Here is a 15874-nt window from a genome sequence, read left to right as displayed (position 1 = left end):
TCCCGCCCGAACCTCACCGGTCGGTCCGCGGCTCGTACGGCGCATGATGGTCGCCTCGCCACCCCTCGCGCTCCAGAAGGAACAGAAGATCGCGTGCGGTCGCAGCCGCGTCCTGAAGGCAGCCGCAGCCCTCGCTTCGGTCCTCGGTCATCGCATGGGCGCGCTGAACCAGCTCCCGCACCACGATGCGCCCGGTGTCCAGCAGTGCTTCGGCCTCCTGCGCCAGAGCTCCGAGAAAGCCCCGCAGGATCGCATAGGTGTTGGCCAGCTCGGCGACATCGACTTCGTCGAGGTGACCACTCAGCACGTACGCGGTCGTCTGCTCTACAGCCTCAGGGGTAAAGCGCAGGGGCTCGTCAGACTGCTCGGCTAAGAGCTGTCGCTTGAGGCCTTCAAGGCAGCGTTGGAGGATGGCAACTTCCGGGGCCGTCTCGCCCGCGAGGGCAAAGCCAGCTTCCGGGAGCGGTCGTTCCCATGCGGAACCGGGCGCCCGCCGCTCGCTGAAGCTACCTTCGGATCGCGTAGCTCGGGGGAGAATGAGGAACCGCCGTCGCTGCGCCGCATGCTTGCTCATCAGGCCGCCACCGCTCCAGTCGACACGGTGCACCAAGTGCTCGTCTTCGCCCGTCCCCAGTTTTGAGCGAATAAGGCGACGAGCAGCATGCCTCGGCCGTTCTCGGCTTCCGGATCTAGGTGCCGGACCTCAGGGGTGCCGGCCGAATGGTCGTCGACCTCGATGCGTAACTGATCGGACTGCTCGAAGGAGAGCCGGAAGCCGACCTCGGCCGTCTCGCCGTGCACGATGGCATTGGTAACCAGCTCGCTGACAAGGAGCTGTACGACTTCGATCATCTCCGGGCTGAACGTTCCGAAGCAGCCGAGGTAGGCACCTGCGAGGCGGCGCATCTGTTGGACGCGGTGGGGCTCAGCGGAGAACGAGACCGCCATCGGAGCCGGTAGGGAAGCGGCCGTCCTCATGATTCGACCTGGCTGGCGTCACAATCGGTCAGACCCGAGGCGTCGGACCCGTCCAGGTAGATCGCGAACTTGGCGAGGGTCGCGAGCCAAGCGAGGAACTCGTCCCGCTCGACGGGCCCATGGGCGATCTGACTCAGTGACGGCGCGATGAGTCCCTCGACCGCGCCCTCCCGGAGGAGGGCCGAGGCCTTGAACCAGTTCGGCCGCTCGCGGCGATGGCGTGTCGCGGAACCGATGTCGATGAGAACGGCACCCTCCGAGACGACCCAGTCTCGGGCTTCGGCGTACGCCCGGAGCCGGGCGATTACGGGCTCCGGGTCGTCGCAGTCGTCGACGATGGCGTACAGCACCACGCGGGTTCGGTCAGGAAATCCGCTAGCGGCGTCAGCGATGTTACGGCGGCGCTGGTTACTCGCGGGGGTCCGGTTCATGCACCCACCGTGGCGGAGCAGTCGCAGAGCCGGAAGTAACGAGGCGTATCACTCTGGAAAGTTGTCGGCCGCTCGGTGATACGGCGCGTATCACTTCAAGCTGTCAGCGCGGAAAAGTGATACGAGACGTGTTACTTCGGTGCTCACCGAACGCGTCATATGCCATTCTACAGAGCGGTTTTGGCCGTCGCAGGCGCGAAACCGTCGATCGGAACGGCTGGCACACCGATCATCTTCGAGACCCGCCGCAAGCGAGCTGTGGAAGCGCTTCCGATCTTTTGGACGATAACCGCCGGGAGGGCCTGGTGCCGAGACCACTGGGGAGCGTCGTGGAGGACATCCTCCAGTGTGTCGAGCGCCTTGTCGTAGAGCTTGGCGTCTGCCTGAGCCAAGGCCACGTCGAGCCGATACCGGTTACGGGCGGCGTCAGCGAGCCCATCAAGGTGCGACGGCTTCACTGACTCGATCAACTGGAGGGCCTTGCCGGGCTTGCCGATGGTGACGTTGATCCCGACAGCTTGCGTCGTGGCCGTGTGCGGCCCGAAGCGGGCACCGTGGAAGTCCCGTTCGCGGCCGAGGCGGGCGCCGACCGCGTGGAGTTGGGACAGAAAGTCCCCGGTGCGGACCTCGTCCTCCAAACGCGCAGCGGTTACGGCACAGTGGTTCAGCAGGTTGCCGTAGACGGTGAGTCGCTCAGGACTGTGGTCGGAATAGCGGGGCTCGATCGCGGTCGCGGCCTCTTCGGCGACTGCCATCGAGCGCTGTAGCCGGCCGTCACGCAGGTAGACCCAGGAGCGGGCCGAATCGACGCGTGCGGTGCGGAGCGCATCACCTGAGGCGAGAGCTGCATTGCGGGAGTGGCCGATGGAGGAGTAGGCCAGGTCCCGGGCGCCGAAGAGATTAGCGACGCACGCCGCGATCTGGTAGCCGTCAGAGAGGAAGCCGTGAACGGGGTGGGCGGCGTCGCCGTCGAGTACCTGAGCCGTGACGGCAGCGTCTCGCAGTAGGGGCCCCAGGATGGCGCCAAGCTCCTGGTAGTTGCCGCTCCAGTAGAGAGACCATGCCTTCTTGGTAGCGGCGGACAGTTCGGCAACGTCCACTGCCTCGGCGTCCGCGGGAAGGTAGCCAGCCGCCGTGTCATGAACACTCGACGAGATGAAGCGCAGGGTGGTGCGGTCGCTAGGCTCCATGGAACGACGGGGCGCCTGCTGGCCCAGGACAACGCTGGTGTCCACGCTCAACGCGTTGGCGATCTTGAGTAACGTCGGCAGAGAGAGGCGGCGGCCCTGCTCAGCGGCGCGAATGGTGGGCAGGGACAGCTCTGTCATGTTGGCGAGCTGCTGTTGTGAGATGTGCTTACCGCGAAGGATCTTGATCCGTTCGCCAGTACTGTAGTCGCTCCACTGGGGCATTCTCCGACTCCAAGTCCGTTCAAGAACACGTCGCCTGTCCTTGAACGGTACCCGCTCAGAGGGGCACGGCGTGCAGCCAAAGCCCGCAACCCCCTCACGGGCTGCGGGCCTGGCGGCTGCGTTCGAATTCGCCTCAGTCCGCGCCGACTTCGAGGTCCTGATAGCCGTCCACGTACGGAACGCCATTCAGGTGCGCTGCGATCTTGCCCACTCCCCGCTCTCGCCGGTACCGCGCCGCTCTTCCACTCACGCCCTGAAGCGCTCCCGCCTCGTCGTCGTGGATGTCGGCTCCGTATCGGAGCAGAAGGGCCTGGCGCTCGCCCAGCGAGAGGGGAGCAGTCGTCCAGCCCAGACGGATGTCCGCGAGGTGCGCAAACAGGGTTCCTGCGGCCTTCTTGTCGACCGTGCCCTTCGGCATGTCGGCATCGGGAGCGGTGGGGTTGCGGATGCCATACGCGGCCTCCACGTCCCAGACGGCCGGCAGGAGGTGCTCGATGAGGCGCCGGTCGTAGCCGCTCATCGCTCACTCCTTCCGGCTGCCTGCTGGGCGGCCTCGTATGAGGTGTGGCCGGCACGGTGTCGGGCCTCGGTGAGCCAGCGGTCTCGGAGACGCTGGGAGAGCCAGCGGTGCAGCAGGCCGGGGCCGGACTCGAAGAGGATGCGGCGGACGTCGCGAGAGCGCTCGGCGCACACGAGGACGGCCTCCTGGAAGGCGTCGTCGTACTCCAGCGTTAGCCCGTAGTCGCGGGCGAAGCTGCGGGCGACCGCCTTGATCACGCTGTCGACCTGCGGCTCGGCGAGTACGGACCAGTCGACCGCCGTAGCTTCGGCTGATTCGAGATCGGCGAGATTCAGGTTCATCGGACCACCTCCTTGACCGGCACCTGGCCGTTCTTGGTCACCATGACCATGAGGCCGGGCGCCCCGACCGTGCCTGTGCGATGTCGCCACCAGGTCGACTCGGATTCCATGGCCGGTATCTGGATGAAGGTGCGGGGGCCGTCGGTGTCGACGAACTCGTGGTGAAGGTGGCCGGCGAGGAGAACGTCCGCCTGGTGCATGGCCGATGCCTTGCTGAAGGACTGGCCCTTCCACCAGTCGAAGTGCTTGCCGCCCTTCCACTGATGACCATGAGCGTGCGCTACGACGGTTCCCGAGCAGTCGACCACGAGAGTCAGCTCGTCAGTGTCGGGCACGAAGAACTCGACGTGCCGGAACTCCTCGGGCGCCAGCGAGACGGCCTCCTGCACGGCGATCAGGGCATCCGTGTCGTGGGAATCGTCGTAGCGGGTTACGCCCTTGCCGTTGAACCTGACGGCCTCACCGTGGTTGCCCGGGACGGCGGCAACCGTCAGGCGCTCCACGAGGGGTGCCAAGCCGAGAACGGCATGCGCCATGATCCGACGAGTTACGCGGATCTGCTCCGTGAGCGTCAGCGCGGTTCGCCATGCGTTCGCGCCGCCCTGTGACTGGTAGCCCTCGATGTGGTCGCCGAGCCAGGCGAGGTGGACGTGGCCGATAGAGAAGCGTTTCCGGTACTCGGCCAGTAGGGCCGTCGCCTTGTCGATGCAGGTGATCGTCCGGCGCAGCGTGCCAGCCACACCGTCACCGTCGGCCTTGCCGATCTGCATATCCCCGAGGGCAATGATCAGCGTGTGGTCGCCCTGCCGTTCCGCCGTCGCCAGCCGGGGCGGGTCGTAGTTGTCGATGAGGGAGAACAGCTCGTCCAGGTCGGGACGCTCGGCCTCAGTAGTGGGCTGGTGGCGGACAAAGGTGAATCGGGTGCTGACGCCGAGCTCACCGCCGGGCATCGTCCACTCGGAGGAGCGGAAACCCTTTACGTCCCAGTCACTCGGCGCCAGGCCGTGAGCACGCAGTACGTCGGTGGCGCTGGACTCGTGGTCCATCTCGGCGGGGCCGCGCACCGTGACCTCTGCGGCGTCCCCGGCCACCTCGATCTGTCGGGTGAAGTCCTTCTCGGGGTCAAGTTGGCGGGTCGGTAGCGAGGGGCCTACAGGCTTGGCGAGGAGCTCATCAAGCAGGGTGTCGCTCAAGGGCGGTCACCCCTTCCTGGCGCAGTCGGCGCCGGTAGGTACGGATGGTGGAGGCGGATACCTGGTGGCCGTATCGATCGAGAATCCAGACGAGGTCTTCGGCTGCCGTGTCCTGGAGGAGGTGGCGCTCGAAGGCCTCGCGTTCGCGTCCGTCGAGGGCGTTCCAGATCGCCAGAAGGCGGGGGCCGGGGCGTCCCGGCAAGGGGTTGCTCACGCGCTTGCCCGGTCAAGGTGTTCGACGGCGGCCGTGGCAAGTGCGGCCACCTGGATGAGGCCGGCGCGGGCGGCAGCGGGATCTGCGGCGGCGATGGCTGCATTGAGTACGGCCAGGAGCTCGGCGTCCCAGCCGGAGTGGTCGGCCAGCGAGCGGGCGAAGGCGATCTCCGCCCAGCGGTCGGCTTCCCGGCGGTAGTGCAGGCGGGCACGGTCGGGCCGGAGCCCTCCACTCAGCGGGCGGTCCTCATCGGGCAGTGCCTTGCGTTCAGCCCGTATTTCGCCCAGGACTGCGGTGGTCGGGTCCGGCCTGCGGGTCGTCCGCTTCGGGGCTGTCTTCTCGGTCACTTGGACTTTTCCTCTTCGAGCAGGTCGTGTAGGGCTTGGGCGCCTCCGGCCTTGTAGGTCTCGGTCACGTCGCCTGTGCGCAGACGGACGCTCGCGGCGGAGCGAAGAGACCGGGTGACCTTGGCGGTCAGGCGGGCGCCGGCATCGTCCGGGTCGGACCACACCCAGACGCGGGAGAACCCGGCGAGCATGCGGCGGTGTCTGCCGAAGAACATCTCGACGCCGGGAGCCGATACGGCGTGCCAGCCGATCTTCCTTAGGATGATCCTGTCGAGTTCGCCTTCGCCGAGGTGGATGTCGTCTCCGGCCTGGTGGATGGAGTCGACGCCGTAGATGCGGGGCGGGTCGCCCGGCAGGGTGTTGTACTTGCCGTGGCCCAGGGCTCGGTGGTCGTGCTCTTCCAGGCAGCGGAAGCGGATGGTTAGCGTGTGAGCGTCGTGGGCGAGGTAGGGGATCGCCAGCATTCCGCGGTAGCGGCCGTGACCGGGCAGAGGGTCAGCTACGACGCCAAGCCGGTACGTAGCCACCTCCTCCTCGCCGATCCCTCGTTCGGCCAGGTAGCGGGCGGCGTCCGCCGTAAGAGCTGCCTGATAGGCGTTCGTCGCCTCCTCCAGCATCGTCCGCTGGGAGGCCGAGAGAGGCCGCAAGGGTTCGCGCTCCGACAAAGGTGGTGCTCTCCTTCTGCATGATCAGGTTGTATGAATCGCCGCCCTGGCCGCAGCTATGGCATTTCCACAGGCCCTTGTTCTCGTCCACGGAGCAGGAGGGGGTGCGGTCCTCGTGCAGGGGGCATGCGACCATTCCGGTCCGGGTCATCGAGACCCCGTAGTGCTCCAGGACTGCCACCAGGTCGGGCTTCGGCTGGTCCTCGTGGTCATGCCGGCCGATGTCGCGGAGTCTCATGCGACCCTCCGTCCGCGGAAGTGGGCGGCCTGCCCGTCCCATCCGAGGTCGTCAAGCCCTTCGGGGTCCGACTCGCTCGGCAGGTCGGAGAGCTCCCGAGCCAGGCGTCGGTGCTCGGCCATCTCCTCGAACTGCCTCACCGTTCGGCCTCGCGGGAGAGGCCGAAGTACTCGGAAACCGTGGTGAGGACGTAGGCATCGCGCCAGTTCGCGCCCCGACGGCGGACGACGGCCACGGCATCAACGCCGGAGGGAGCCAGCCCGCGATGACGTGCGTAGTTGTCCCGCTCGCGCAGGACCTCGCGGACGAACGTGCTGGGCTCGAACTTCGCGTTCTTGGCTTCGATGATGAGAGGGCGCCCGCCTGGACGCCGGACAACGTGATCGCCCTCGTCATCCTTGCCCGTGAGGCGCAGGCGCTCGATGTCGAAGCCTGCGGAACGCAGTTGGTCGCGGAGCTCCGCCTCCCAGTCGGATCCGCGCCGCTTGTTCCGGCGGTTCCGCGCTGCTACGTCAGTCAATTCTTACATTCCTCACTGCTTGAGCGCATCGAGCGGGGACCACTGGCGTGGCGCGAGCGCGGAAAACCGGGTGATCTCCGGATGGCAACGGAGGGTGGCGTACCGACGGGCGGTGGGGTCGCTCGGCCCCATGCGTTGCTTGATCACCGCGATCCGGTATTCGAGGCTGGACGGGTCCAGCGCTACGGAGAGGCTCAGCTCCGGCTTCTCGCTGAGCCCACCCTTGACCTGATCGCGGGAAGGCGGCGCCCACGGATCGGACTTCGCCTCCCACGACTTGTCGCTTGCGTGGTGCAGGACGATCACGGTCGCGCCGGTCGCGCGGGCCAGTTCGGTCAAGCCGCTCATCACGGCCATCTGCTCCGTGTAGTCCGACTCCGAGTTCTCGAAGTCCATGAGGTTGTCGAAGACCAAGACCTCCGGGTACGCGTCCCAGAGCTCGATGTACGCCTCCAGCTCCTCGTCTACGTTCTTCCACGCGATCGGGCTTCCGAAGGAGAACGTGATACGCGAGCCTGCGAGTGCGGACAGGTACTCCTGTCGATACCGGCCGCCTGCCGCCATGCCCGCCTCGACCATCTCGGTCGTATCGCCGGTCGCCATGCTTGCCAGGCGCGAGGAAGCGGTGAAGGCAGACATGTCCGCCGAGAAGTACAAGGTCGGCAAGTTCATCTGGGCGACCCAGAAGAGCGCCAGGCCCGACTTCTGGGTTCCCGACCGGCCCGCAATCATGATGACCTCGCCCTGCCGGGGGCGGCAGCCGATGTTGTAGAGGGCCTCGAAGGCTGCGATGCGCGGGAGTTCTCGGCCGGCCTCGGCATGGAGGGTCAATGACCTTCCGGGAGTGAGCACTTGATCGGCTCCAATCGTGAAGGGGAGGGGGCAGCGCAGAGGCTGCCCCCTCCTGCTGGCCGATCTGTCAGTCGAAGGTGGGAGCTGCGGTCACCGCGGCTTCGACTGCCTTGTCGCGCTGCTCGGCGTATGCGATGACCTGGGCCCGGATGGCCGGGTCATTGACCTGGCGCCACACCCATGCGGGATTGGCGCCGGGCTTCGTCGGCGGGATCTGGGCAACGGTGACAAGCACCGCGCTGCCGACCATCGTTTCCAGGTCGCGGGCGAGGACTGTCTGTTCGATACGCATCCCCTGCGAGACCTCGGGGGTCAGCGTGGAGAGCTGCTCCGAGGTCCGGAAGATCGATACGTTGCAAAGAGCGCTGTCCTTGGGGCCGTTGGGCGTCGGGCGCTGCCGATCCCACGCCGAGACCTCGACAAGGATCGCGGGAGCGTCGAGCGCCTCCTTCGGCTTGAACCAACCGCCGGCCTGCGTCGGGATGTTCTTCAGGTTCAGGGTCACTAGTGCTGATCTCCACTCTTTCGGTGAACGGGGTAGGGGGTGTGGGGGAGGCGGGGCTTCAAGGGCCCGGCGGCAAGAACCACGGCGACAGCCGCGCCGAGCAGTCGACGGCCCATCACGACGCCTGGAGAGCTCGGCCGCGCGCCTTCCAGGCGTCCATGACGACCGTCTCGGCGAAGGCGGCCTGGTTGGCGGCCCAAAGGCGGCGGAGTTCCTCGGGTGTCTGGCAGGCGGAGATCTGCTCCAGGATGGCGGCGGATGGGCTGCCGGTGGGGGCGGCCTGTGGCGGTGTGGGGGTTGGCGCGGCTACCTGCGGGATGACCTGGGCTCCTAGGCCGGAAATCACGGCCTCGGTGCTCTTGGCGAGCTGGCCGACCTCGGCGAGTAGCTCGTGGAGGGTATGGTTAGTGACACTCTTGCAATCTAGACCGAAGAAAGAGCCGATCTCTTCCCGAAGGTTGTTCGTGGTGCCGGTGAACGTCGCATGCGGCGCGGACTCGCCTTCTCCGCATGGGACCTTGATGGTGATGATCGGCCGAGCCTCTTCGGGCATTACTGTCCCCTCTCCTTGAGCACCGGGCCTCCCCAGTGCGTAGTTACACTATATCAAACGTTCCGCTGAGCTGAGCCAGGGAACTCGACGAGCGCCCCCCGAGTGGATCGCATGCGTCGGATGTCGCGAGCTAGAAGGGCCGCTTCCCAGCCGAGCCGCAGATCGGCCCAGTACAGGGTGCACTGCGCCTCTCCGGCGGGCAGATGGATGATCACGCCCCAGTCATGATTAACACCAGGCGCCTCGGCGTAGGCGGCCTCGGCCTTCTCGCCCGGCACCTCGACCTTCCGCCACTTGGCCAGGGCCTTCTTGTCGTACCCGTCCACCGGAAAGCGCGTGTGGTCGTATTGCTCGCCGTGGGCATAGACGGCAAGCTGACTGGCCATCTTTAGCCCTCCGTACTGCACCGACCCCGTCTTCAGGTCGCCGATCAGCAGGCCTTCGAAGGGGCGGCCGTCGGGGCCTGGGCCCGAGTAGTGCAGAAGCCGGTCGAAGGTGCCACCCACGCCGAGCTCGTCCACGACGACGAACTGCTCGATGGCCACCGTGTCGAAACCGACAGTCGCCATCTTGTAGGCCGCCATGTCGGCCACGTCGGAGTCTGACGTGCCGGCGGGCAGAGGCTCTCCGCGGTCTACGGCTTCGGAGAGCGTGTGCAGATGGGTGCCGTACTCCCGCTTCCTGTTCGCCCCCGCGAGGCTCACGGCCCGCTCGGTGAGCTCGTCGAGCGCGGTCTTGCCCTCGCGACTGTCGGGGTTCAACTCCTTCGCCCGTGCCGCCATGGCAGGGTCGCGTGATGCGCCGACGAGGGTCATACGCGACTTCCAGGCGGTCAGGGCCGCCTTGTCCTCGATGCAGTCGATGTACGTGGTTGTCCTCGTCAGGGGCTTGGGAGTTCCGCCGCCCTTGGGTACGACGAGAGGGCGGCCCCATCCGTCCCGAGGGACAGCAGGGGCCGGGAGGTCGGTGATGGTCAGGGTCAAAAATGGCTCCAGGTGTTAGGCGGCGATTTGAAGGTAGAGACGCACCGAGTCGTCCGCGAGCAGGATCGGCTCGCACTCATCCTGGTCAAGGAGTCCGAGACCGCGCTGTTCGGCGACCTGGAGGATGCGGCGCAGGTAGTCCGGTGCGTGATCGGGGCTGACCGTGATGTGGCAGTCCGACTCGTCCTCGGCGACATGCAGGGCTACGCCCGGCAGGTACAGGACTTCGGCTCGCCTGATCGGCTCGGCTTCACACATGGAGACCGCCCCCTGGCCATGCATCATCCGACGGCTCCTCTCCCCGTGCCGGCGCTTCCCTGCTCCGGCGGTCGAACGTTCGTACGATCCTAGATCCTGCCCGTCGGGCTGCCCTCCGGTCAACCCTTGCAAACCGTACCGGACGCAAAGCTTCCAGACGGCGTGATTTAGGCCCCTTTTCGGGAATTGCAGCAACCCTTCATTTCGTCACGTGAAATGAGCCCGGCCTCGTTTCATCAGGTGAAACGGCGGGCGATGTCGGCGTGTTTCACCAGGTGAAATCACGGTTCGAGCCTTCCTGGGGCGCTCATAAAATGGGGGATACAACGAACCAGAAAAGGATCAACATGCGCGCGATTGTGATGACTCAGGCTGGCGGTCCGGAGGTGCTGCGTGAGATGGAGGTGCCGGACCCGCGAGCCATCGCAGGGCACCACGTGGTGACCGTCTCGCGGTCAGGGGTCAACTACGCCGACATCCACGTGCGGCAGGGGGACTACCTGGCTCAGGTCGAGTACCCGATCGTCCCGGGCAACGAGGTCGTGGGGACCCTGCCGGACGGGCGCCGCGTCGTCGGACTGTGTCAGGGAGGCGGGTACGCGGAAAAGACGCTGGTGCGCCGCCTCCTCACCTGGCACGTCCCGGACGAGATCAGCGACGACCAGGCCGTTGCGCTCACCCTTCAGGGGCAATCCGCCTGGCACCTGCTGCATTCGGTGATCAGGATCACAAAGGGTGACTCCGTCCTCGTGCCGGCCGCGGCAGGCGGTGTCGGATCGCTTGCGGTGCAGCTCGCCAAGCTCGCCGGTGCCCGCGTCATCGCCCTCGCCGGGGGCGCGGACAAGGCGGATCTCGTGCGAGGCCTGGGCGCAGATGCCGTACTCGACACCACGTTGGGCGGGGACCTCGCCGCCCGGATTCTCGAAGCCAACGAGGGGCCTGTGAGCGCCGCCCTGGAGATGGTGGGCGGCTCGGTCTTCGATTCAACTCTCGCCGCCCTCGCGCCTCGTGGCCGCATGGCGGTCTATGGATGCGTCTCGGGGGACCGCCGGTCGCCGTCGATCACGGACCTGATGCAGAAGTCGCAGTCTGTATCGGGGTTTTGGCTTCCCAACCTGTACGGCGTTCGGTACGCCCTGCGTGATTCGATGGCTGCCTTGTTCGAAGCCACGGCGCGTGGGGATCTGCGGCCTGTCATAGGCCCCTGCTACAACAGTGGTGAGGCATCGAGGGCGCACACGGACCTGGAGGCCCGTCTGACGACGGGTAAGGTAATGATCAAGCAAACTCGGCAGTAACATCCTTGAGTCCGCGCTCCGCAAACGCGCTGGCTTGGGACCACAGGTATTCGCGGCGTCGCCGAGGAAGGCGGCGCTGCGTTTTGTTCAGGGGAAGTAATGACCACGGCCAAGGGCACGGCGCACGGCAAGCGAGTTTTTCTGGTTCAGCGGGCTTTCGCTGACCTCGACGGGGATTGTCACGGCCCTGCGGCTATTGCCAAGGCGACCGACCTCGACAGAGCTACCGTTTATCGCGTACTCCAGGACGGGCTTGCCGACGGAAACTTCGTCCAAGTCAAGGAGAACGGTCGGCAGCTCTACCGTCTTGGGCCTGGTGCGTTCCGCCTCTCGATGCAGGCACTTGCCCAGACTCCCGACGAGGAGATGACGCACGCTGTCCTCGACAAGCTCCAGCGTTCGACAGGGGGCCTGGTCGCCTACTACGCGGTCGTGGGGACCCGACGGATCTGCACGGACTACGCGATCGGCGACTTCGACCCCAAGTCCATCGGCATCGACCCGTTTGAGCTAGTCAAGTACAGTCGGTCCCTTCGCACGGGGGCGAGCGGGCGCGTGATCCTCGCGCACATGCCGGCGCCGTTCCAGGAGAGGGTTCTCGCCGAACAGGTCCCCGAGGGTGTCGGCCCCGGTGTAATCCGCGACAACGATCTCCTGGTCGAATCGCTCAAGGACATCATCGAGTGCGGCTTCGCCATTGGCCGCCAGGAGTGCATGAGCGGGTGGGACTCCGTGGCAGTTCCCGTCATGTGGGACGAGACCATTCAGGGATCACTCCTGCTGTGGATTCCAGCGAAGGATATGCCGACGGATACGAGTGGTCTTGTGGCTGCGACCCTCATGGCGGGCGACATGCTCAGCCGTATTGCCTCCGCACCCACCACCACTTCCGCGGCTTAACGGCGGAAACGACGAACCGCCCCAGATGATCTCTGGGGCGGTTCGTACAGATTTCGATCTTCAGCTATCTGTGCTGCGGGGCTTAGCCGGGTCTCCCGGGCGGATCGCGCGCACAATGTCTGTGTCAGAGATTTCCCGAGGAACGAGGAAGAACCCATCGTCCGTCGTGGGATCGTAGTAAACGACCGCATTCGCCTCGGTCAGGTCTCGCTTCCAGGACGCAAGCCGCTTCGCGTCGTAATCCGAAAGCGGCTTGAGATTTGAGTCGCCCTGTTCTACCGCGCGGCGCCTGGCCTCGAAGCGAAGCATGACGAGGTCGTACGACCAGCGATGCCGCTGCTCTACCTGCCAGGGAATTAGGTCATTGTCGCGAGCGATCCGAAGAGGAAGATCGGCGCGATTCCTGTAGACAGCCCAATAGGTGGGCGAGGTGTCGACGCCGTACTTCTCTTTGTACTTCGCGACCATCCAGGCGTAGGACTTGCCCTCACCGAGCCAGCGCTTCGCCTCATCGTGATTCTTGACTTTGCTGGCACGGCCCATGTTGTCCACCCTTCCCTGGTTTGATGGTCCCTGTGAGTGCATGGCCGTTGTCGCGGCAGCAGGCACGGCTCTACAGTCGCATGTAATAGTTGGACGAGTCAAGACGAACAAGGAGACGTAAGGGTTGTGCTGATTGAGGTAGAAGTTTGCGACGTCTGCCGTAGCGTTGGCGTCCCTGTCGTTAGTTACACCATTACGGAGCCGGAGAGTGGCCGCTCACGTACGACGGCTAGGTGCGGCGACCATGCCGCGCCCTTCGAGGAGGTACTGAGGCAGCCGGACGAGCCCGCAAGCCCGATCGAGGCTGAGGCGCCTGGGCCGACCTCCACGACTGCCGACCGCCCGCCCAAGGGGCGGCGGACGCGCAAGGTTGTGACCGTTGCAGAGATCGAGGCCGCGAAGGCGACCGGCAAGGCGTAGAGAAGCAGGAGAAGGCCCCCACCAGCGCTGGCTGGTGGGGGCTTCTTCATTACTCGGCGTCCTCGGTCTCGGATGGGGCCACGACGCCAAGGGCGGTCAGGATCTGGACCATGACCGCGACCTCGGGGCTGTCCGCGTAGACGATGGCCGCGACGCTCACCGCGACGCCGATCGCGGCCAGGATCGCGCCTGCGCGGGTGCGGTAGCGAACGGGTAGCAGGCTTACGAGGGTCGGAGGCTTAGAGCCCGGCATCAGCATCTTGCTCATCGGCGACCAGCTTCCTTCTGGAGCACCGCGAAGCCGCGGCCTCCGATCGTGACGTCTCGGGAAACCCCGGTGGACTTGAGCTCGGTGTGGCGGTCGTGGAATCGGGCCACTGCGCTCTGAGTCGCCGGACCGTAGAAGTCGGTTACCGCGCCCGGGATCGGGCCGTATCCGGTCTGAAGCAGGAGCTGCTGAAGCTCACGGACCTGGGGATGCCGGGCCCCGGGCTTCACGCCTGATGCGAGGGCGACCACGTTGCCGCCGCCTTCGCCCCCGGTCGAGCTGGCCGGCATACCGGCCTGAACCCACGCGTAGAGCCGACCGCCGGGACATTCGGTGGCGAAGCCGTCCTTGTGACCGCGCTTGGCGAGCGTGCGGCCGGTCTTCCGGCACGCTTCGTCGTAGAGCGCGCGTGCTGCGGCGAGTGCCTTCGCCGAGGGCTCCTGGTCGCCGCCAACAGCGATCTGTACGCCGAAGCCCGTGACGTTGTGTCCAGGGCAGTGGGCGCCCTGGAGGCTCCAGCCGCGACCCTCGAAGACGTTGCCGGCCTGGTCGACGACGAAGGAGTAGCCGATCCCCGCCCAGCCCTGGCCGAGATGGCCGCGCTCGATCGCCTGCGGGACAGAGGGGCCGGTTCGATCGATGTGGTCGGCGCCGTCGTAGTGGATGAAGAACTCGGTGCGCTGGCTGAGGGCGACGGAGTTGGGGGTGCCATTCCAGGGCTTCGCGCCCCACTCGGAGCGGGGGGTGATGTTGATGCTCAGGGGAGGGTTCTCCAGACATGCAAGAACCCCTGCACCGACAGGTGTCAGGGGTCGAGGGACCCACCTACTAAGTCAGTAGGTGGGTGGGAAATTCAGGGCGCGAGGTGTGCGTCCAGCCGCTCCGCGACTGCCAAGCGCTCGGCTCGCTCGTGCGCGATATCGCGGCGCAGACTGGCCAGCTCCTCGCCGTGGTGGTCCTGGCTGTCGAGGACGCGATCGAGGCCGTGGATGACCCGGTCGAGGTCGTCGCGGAGGTTCGTCGTGTGGTCGTTTGAGACCTGGTCGCGGGCCTCTTGGGTGTGCTCGCGCACCTCGGCCAGTGCGGCGCCCTGGCGGCGTACGAGCTCGACCAAGACTCCGACGAGGGCCACCGTTATGGCCCCGCCGGTCGAGACGAGGGCGACTTGCACCGATGGCTCCAGGCTCACGGGGACAGCTCCTCGACGAGGGCCTCCAGGCGCTCGATGCGTGCGGCCTGGTCCTTGGCGACGGCCACCAGGGCGACGCCAAGGAGGTCGTATCGCAGGCCGTCGACCTGGCCTTCGTAGTAGTTCACGAGCCAGGGGAGCGTCTGCTCGACCTCTTCGGCGATCAGGCCCACTTCGTTGGTGCGCGGCTCGGGGCGCTCCTCGGTCGGCTTGCGGTCGTAGATCACGGGGCGCAGTGCGAGTACGTCCTCGGGACGGATCTCGTGGGGCCGTACGTTCTCCTTGAACCGGATGCTCGACGTGTTGCGGCAGAACGTCCCGTCGCCCTCTACCCACACCGCGTACCAGGTGCCGGAGCCGGAAGCCGAGTTGTTGTGCGGCATCTTGGAGCCGTTGGCCCAGTTGATGGTGCCGCCGGAGTCGAGGTACTGGCCGTGCCAGTGGTCGGTGGGCGGGAACTGTCCCGGCTTCCCCGCGATGTCGTTCCAGTTGTGCGCGTGGCCCGCAGGCGGATATGTCGCGGGGGTGCCGGTGATGTCTCCCCATGGATGCTTGTGGGTGGTGGGGGGCATCGACGTGGGCGCGCCGGTCACCTCCGCCCAGGGGTGGGAGTGCGCCGAGGCGGGGAACGTGGCGGGCTTGCCGGTGAGACTCGACCATGAAACGGAGGACACCAGGGATGTCCAGGCCGTACCGTTCCAGAACTCCCATGCCGAGGAGTCGTAGTTGTAGCCGAGTTTCCCCAGGCGCGGGGCCGCCGGCCGGGTGGCGTTGACCCATACGCCTACGGACTGTCCGATGAAGGGCCGCTCCTTGGTGACGGCCGCAGAAGCGATGGAGGTCGCATTCGCGGCCACGGAGACCGTTGCGAGCGGCAGCTCGTAGATGCCGGTGTCGGTCTGGGTCGGGGTCGGGACGGTTCCTCCCGCGACGCCCTGAAGGACGACCAATGTGATCTGGTTGACAGCCGGATCGAGTCGGAGGATCACGCGGTCGGATCGCGCGGAGGTGCCGGCCGCCGCGATCGTCAGGGTTTCCACAGCTGTGGACAGCGCCGCGTGTCCGCGTACCACGGCGAAGCCGGGCTGGACCTTGACCGACATGGTGGTGCCGTCCGCGCTGGTGTTGAAGGCGTTGGCCTGGGCGGAGGCCGCGATCCCGGAGTCCGCGAACTCGCGGAAGAGCTGGCTGAACTGGCTCTCGGTGACGGCCTGGCCGTCGAAGGGGTAGGACGTGATCGCCAAGA

At 66.3% G+C, this 15874-nt stretch carries 24 protein-coding genes; 2 read left to right on the top strand and 22 right to left on the bottom strand.

What is annotated here, in order from left to right:
• Positions 1–13: 13 nt before the first annotated feature.
• From OTB19_RS05000 to OTB19_RS04920, 17 genes are all read right to left on the bottom strand, one after another.
• On the bottom strand, positions 14–574 hold the full coding sequence (locus tag OTB19_RS05000; RefSeq protein ID WP_267796741.1) for a hypothetical protein: 561 nt from the start codon (positions 572–574) through the stop codon (positions 14–16).
• Positions 574–948 (bottom strand): ATP-binding protein, encoded by a 375-nt coding sequence (locus OTB19_RS04995; protein ID WP_267796740.1) that lies wholly within the window; start codon positions 946–948, stop codon positions 574–576. Before OTB19_RS04995 ends, OTB19_RS05000 begins: the two co-directional genes overlap by 1 nt.
• 26 nt (positions 949–974) lie before the next feature.
• On the bottom strand, positions 975–1331 hold the full coding sequence (locus tag OTB19_RS04990; RefSeq protein WP_267796739.1) for a hypothetical protein: 357 nt from the start codon (positions 1329–1331) through the stop codon (positions 975–977).
• Between the two features lie 245 nt (positions 1332–1576).
• Entirely contained in the window at positions 1577–2821 is a 1245-nt protein-coding gene (locus OTB19_RS04985; protein ID WP_267796738.1) for a helix-turn-helix domain-containing protein, read from the bottom strand.
• 133 nt (positions 2822–2954) lie between these two features.
• Positions 2955–3341 carry a hypothetical protein gene (locus OTB19_RS04980; protein ID WP_267796736.1) on the bottom strand — a complete coding sequence of 129 codons (387 nt, stop codon included), beginning with the start codon at positions 3339–3341 and terminating at the stop codon, positions 2955–2957.
• Positions 3338–3682 (bottom strand): hypothetical protein, encoded by a 345-nt coding sequence (locus OTB19_RS04975; protein WP_267796735.1) that lies wholly within the window; start codon positions 3680–3682, stop codon positions 3338–3340. The genes OTB19_RS04980 and OTB19_RS04975 overlap by 4 nt, the downstream gene beginning before the upstream one ends.
• Entirely contained in the window at positions 3679–4875 is a 1197-nt protein-coding gene (locus OTB19_RS04970; protein ID WP_267796734.1) for a hypothetical protein, read from the bottom strand. Before OTB19_RS04970 ends, OTB19_RS04975 begins: the two co-directional genes overlap by 4 nt.
• Positions 4856–5089, bottom strand: coding sequence for a hypothetical protein (locus OTB19_RS04965; protein WP_267796733.1), 234 nt, complete (start codon positions 5087–5089; stop codon positions 4856–4858). Before OTB19_RS04965 ends, OTB19_RS04970 begins: the two co-directional genes overlap by 20 nt.
• Positions 5086–5436 carry a hypothetical protein gene (locus OTB19_RS04960; RefSeq protein WP_267796732.1) on the bottom strand — a complete coding sequence of 117 codons (351 nt, stop codon included), beginning with the start codon at positions 5434–5436 and terminating at the stop codon, positions 5086–5088. The genes OTB19_RS04965 and OTB19_RS04960 overlap by 4 nt, the downstream gene beginning before the upstream one ends.
• Positions 5433–6050 (bottom strand): topoisomerase, encoded by a 618-nt coding sequence (locus OTB19_RS04955; protein WP_267796826.1) that lies wholly within the window; start codon positions 6048–6050, stop codon positions 5433–5435. The genes OTB19_RS04960 and OTB19_RS04955 overlap by 4 nt, the downstream gene beginning before the upstream one ends.
• Positions 5932–6237, bottom strand: a complete 306-nt coding sequence (locus OTB19_RS04950) for a CHC2 zinc finger domain-containing protein (protein ID WP_267796825.1) — start codon at positions 6235–6237, stop codon at positions 5932–5934. Before OTB19_RS04950 ends, OTB19_RS04955 begins: the two co-directional genes overlap by 119 nt.
• A 238-nt stretch (positions 6238–6475) precedes the next feature.
• Positions 6476–6859 (bottom strand): hypothetical protein, encoded by a 384-nt coding sequence (locus OTB19_RS04945; RefSeq protein WP_267796731.1) that lies wholly within the window; start codon positions 6857–6859, stop codon positions 6476–6478.
• Between the two features lie 12 nt (positions 6860–6871).
• Positions 6872–7711 carry an AAA family ATPase gene (locus OTB19_RS04940; protein WP_267796730.1) on the bottom strand — a complete coding sequence of 280 codons (840 nt, stop codon included), beginning with the start codon at positions 7709–7711 and terminating at the stop codon, positions 6872–6874.
• 67 nt (positions 7712–7778) lie between these two features.
• Complete coding sequence (locus OTB19_RS04935) at positions 7779–8216, bottom strand: hypothetical protein (RefSeq protein ID WP_267796728.1); 438 nt, start codon at positions 8214–8216, stop codon at positions 7779–7781.
• Positions 8217–8331: 115 nt separating this feature from the next.
• Positions 8332–8769 carry a hypothetical protein gene (locus OTB19_RS04930; protein WP_267796727.1) on the bottom strand — a complete coding sequence of 146 codons (438 nt, stop codon included), beginning with the start codon at positions 8767–8769 and terminating at the stop codon, positions 8332–8334.
• 53 nt (positions 8770–8822) lie between these two features.
• Complete coding sequence (locus OTB19_RS04925; RefSeq protein ID WP_267796726.1) at positions 8823–9752, bottom strand: hypothetical protein; 930 nt, start codon at positions 9750–9752, stop codon at positions 8823–8825.
• A gap of 15 nt (positions 9753–9767) precedes the next feature.
• On the bottom strand, positions 9768–10037 hold the full coding sequence (locus OTB19_RS04920) for a hypothetical protein (protein WP_267796725.1): 270 nt from the start codon (positions 10035–10037) through the stop codon (positions 9768–9770).
• Positions 10038–10357: 320 nt separating this feature from the next.
• Here OTB19_RS04920 and OTB19_RS04915 point away from each other — a divergent pair, with 320 nt between their 5' ends.
• Both OTB19_RS04915 and OTB19_RS04910 read left to right on the top strand, forming a co-directional pair.
• Positions 10358–11308, top strand: a complete 951-nt coding sequence (locus OTB19_RS04915) for a quinone oxidoreductase family protein (RefSeq protein ID WP_267796724.1) — start codon at positions 10358–10360, stop codon at positions 11306–11308.
• A gap of 99 nt (positions 11309–11407) precedes the next feature.
• Positions 11408–12208 (top strand): IclR family transcriptional regulator, encoded by an 801-nt coding sequence (locus tag OTB19_RS04910; protein WP_267796723.1) that lies wholly within the window; start codon positions 11408–11410, stop codon positions 12206–12208.
• Positions 12209–12268: 60 nt separating this feature from the next.
• Here the strand turns inward: OTB19_RS04910 and OTB19_RS04905 are convergent, their stop codons facing one another.
• The 5 genes from OTB19_RS04905 to OTB19_RS04885 form a co-directional block, all read right to left on the bottom strand.
• Positions 12269–12751, bottom strand: coding sequence for a hypothetical protein (locus tag OTB19_RS04905; RefSeq protein ID WP_267796721.1), 483 nt, complete (start codon positions 12749–12751; stop codon positions 12269–12271).
• 469 nt (positions 12752–13220) lie between these two features.
• Entirely contained in the window at positions 13221–13439 is a 219-nt protein-coding gene (locus tag OTB19_RS04900) for a DUF7439 family protein (RefSeq protein ID WP_267796719.1), read from the bottom strand.
• A complete protein-coding gene (locus OTB19_RS43555) occupies positions 13436–14104 on the bottom strand; it encodes an N-acetylmuramoyl-L-alanine amidase (RefSeq protein WP_420716798.1) in 669 nt (222 codons plus the stop codon). The genes OTB19_RS04900 and OTB19_RS43555 overlap by 4 nt, the downstream gene beginning before the upstream one ends.
• 188 nt (positions 14105–14292) lie before the next feature.
• Positions 14293–14628, bottom strand: coding sequence for a DUF2746 domain-containing protein (locus tag OTB19_RS04890; RefSeq protein WP_267796717.1), 336 nt, complete (start codon positions 14626–14628; stop codon positions 14293–14295).
• Positions 14625–15872 carry a tail fiber domain-containing protein gene (locus tag OTB19_RS04885; RefSeq protein WP_267796715.1) on the bottom strand — a complete coding sequence of 416 codons (1248 nt, stop codon included), beginning with the start codon at positions 15870–15872 and terminating at the stop codon, positions 14625–14627. The genes OTB19_RS04890 and OTB19_RS04885 overlap by 4 nt, the downstream gene beginning before the upstream one ends.
• Between the last annotated feature and the right edge of the window lie 2 nt (positions 15873–15874).

The sequence above is a fragment of the Streptomyces sp. H27-H5 genome, from assembly GCF_026627505.1.
Classification (GTDB): Bacteria; Actinomycetota; Actinomycetes; order Streptomycetales; family Streptomycetaceae; genus Streptomyces.
This window is presented reverse-complemented; position numbering and strand designations above follow the sequence as displayed.

Bases quoted from the DNA above. Each gene is read 5' to 3' on its own strand.
- OTB19_RS05000 (WP_267796741.1), bottom strand. From the start codon at position 574: ATGAGCAAGCATGCGGCGCAGCGACGGCGGTTCCTCATTCTCCCCCGA.
- OTB19_RS04995 (WP_267796740.1), bottom strand. From the start codon at position 948: ATGGCGGTCTCGTTCTCCGCTGAGCCCCACCGCGTCCAACAGATGCGC.
- OTB19_RS04985 (WP_267796738.1), bottom strand. From the start codon at position 2,821: ATGCCCCAGTGGAGCGACTACAGTACTGGCGAACGGATCAAGATCCTT.
- OTB19_RS04980 (WP_267796736.1), bottom strand. From the start codon at position 3,341: ATGAGCGGCTACGACCGGCGCCTCATCGAGCACCTCCTGCCGGCCGTC.
- OTB19_RS04975 (WP_267796735.1), bottom strand. From the start codon at position 3,682: ATGAACCTGAATCTCGCCGATCTCGAATCAGCCGAAGCTACGGCGGTC.
- OTB19_RS04950 (WP_267796825.1), bottom strand. From the start codon at position 6,237: ATGGTCGCATGCCCCCTGCACGAGGACCGCACCCCCTCCTGCTCCGTG.
- OTB19_RS04930 (WP_267796727.1), bottom strand. From the start codon at position 8,769: ATGCCCGAAGAGGCTCGGCCGATCATCACCATCAAGGTCCCATGCGGA.
- OTB19_RS04920 (WP_267796725.1), bottom strand. From the start codon at position 10,037: ATGATGCATGGCCAGGGGGCGGTCTCCATGTGTGAAGCCGAGCCGATC.
- OTB19_RS04915 (WP_267796724.1), top strand. From the start codon at position 10,358: ATGCGCGCGATTGTGATGACTCAGGCTGGCGGTCCGGAGGTGCTGCGT.
- OTB19_RS04910 (WP_267796723.1), top strand. From the start codon at position 11,408: ATGACCACGGCCAAGGGCACGGCGCACGGCAAGCGAGTTTTTCTGGTT.
- OTB19_RS04905 (WP_267796721.1), bottom strand. From the start codon at position 12,751: ATGGGCCGTGCCAGCAAAGTCAAGAATCACGATGAGGCGAAGCGCTGG.
- OTB19_RS04900 (WP_267796719.1), bottom strand. From the start codon at position 13,439: ATGAGCAAGATGCTGATGCCGGGCTCTAAGCCTCCGACCCTCGTAAGC.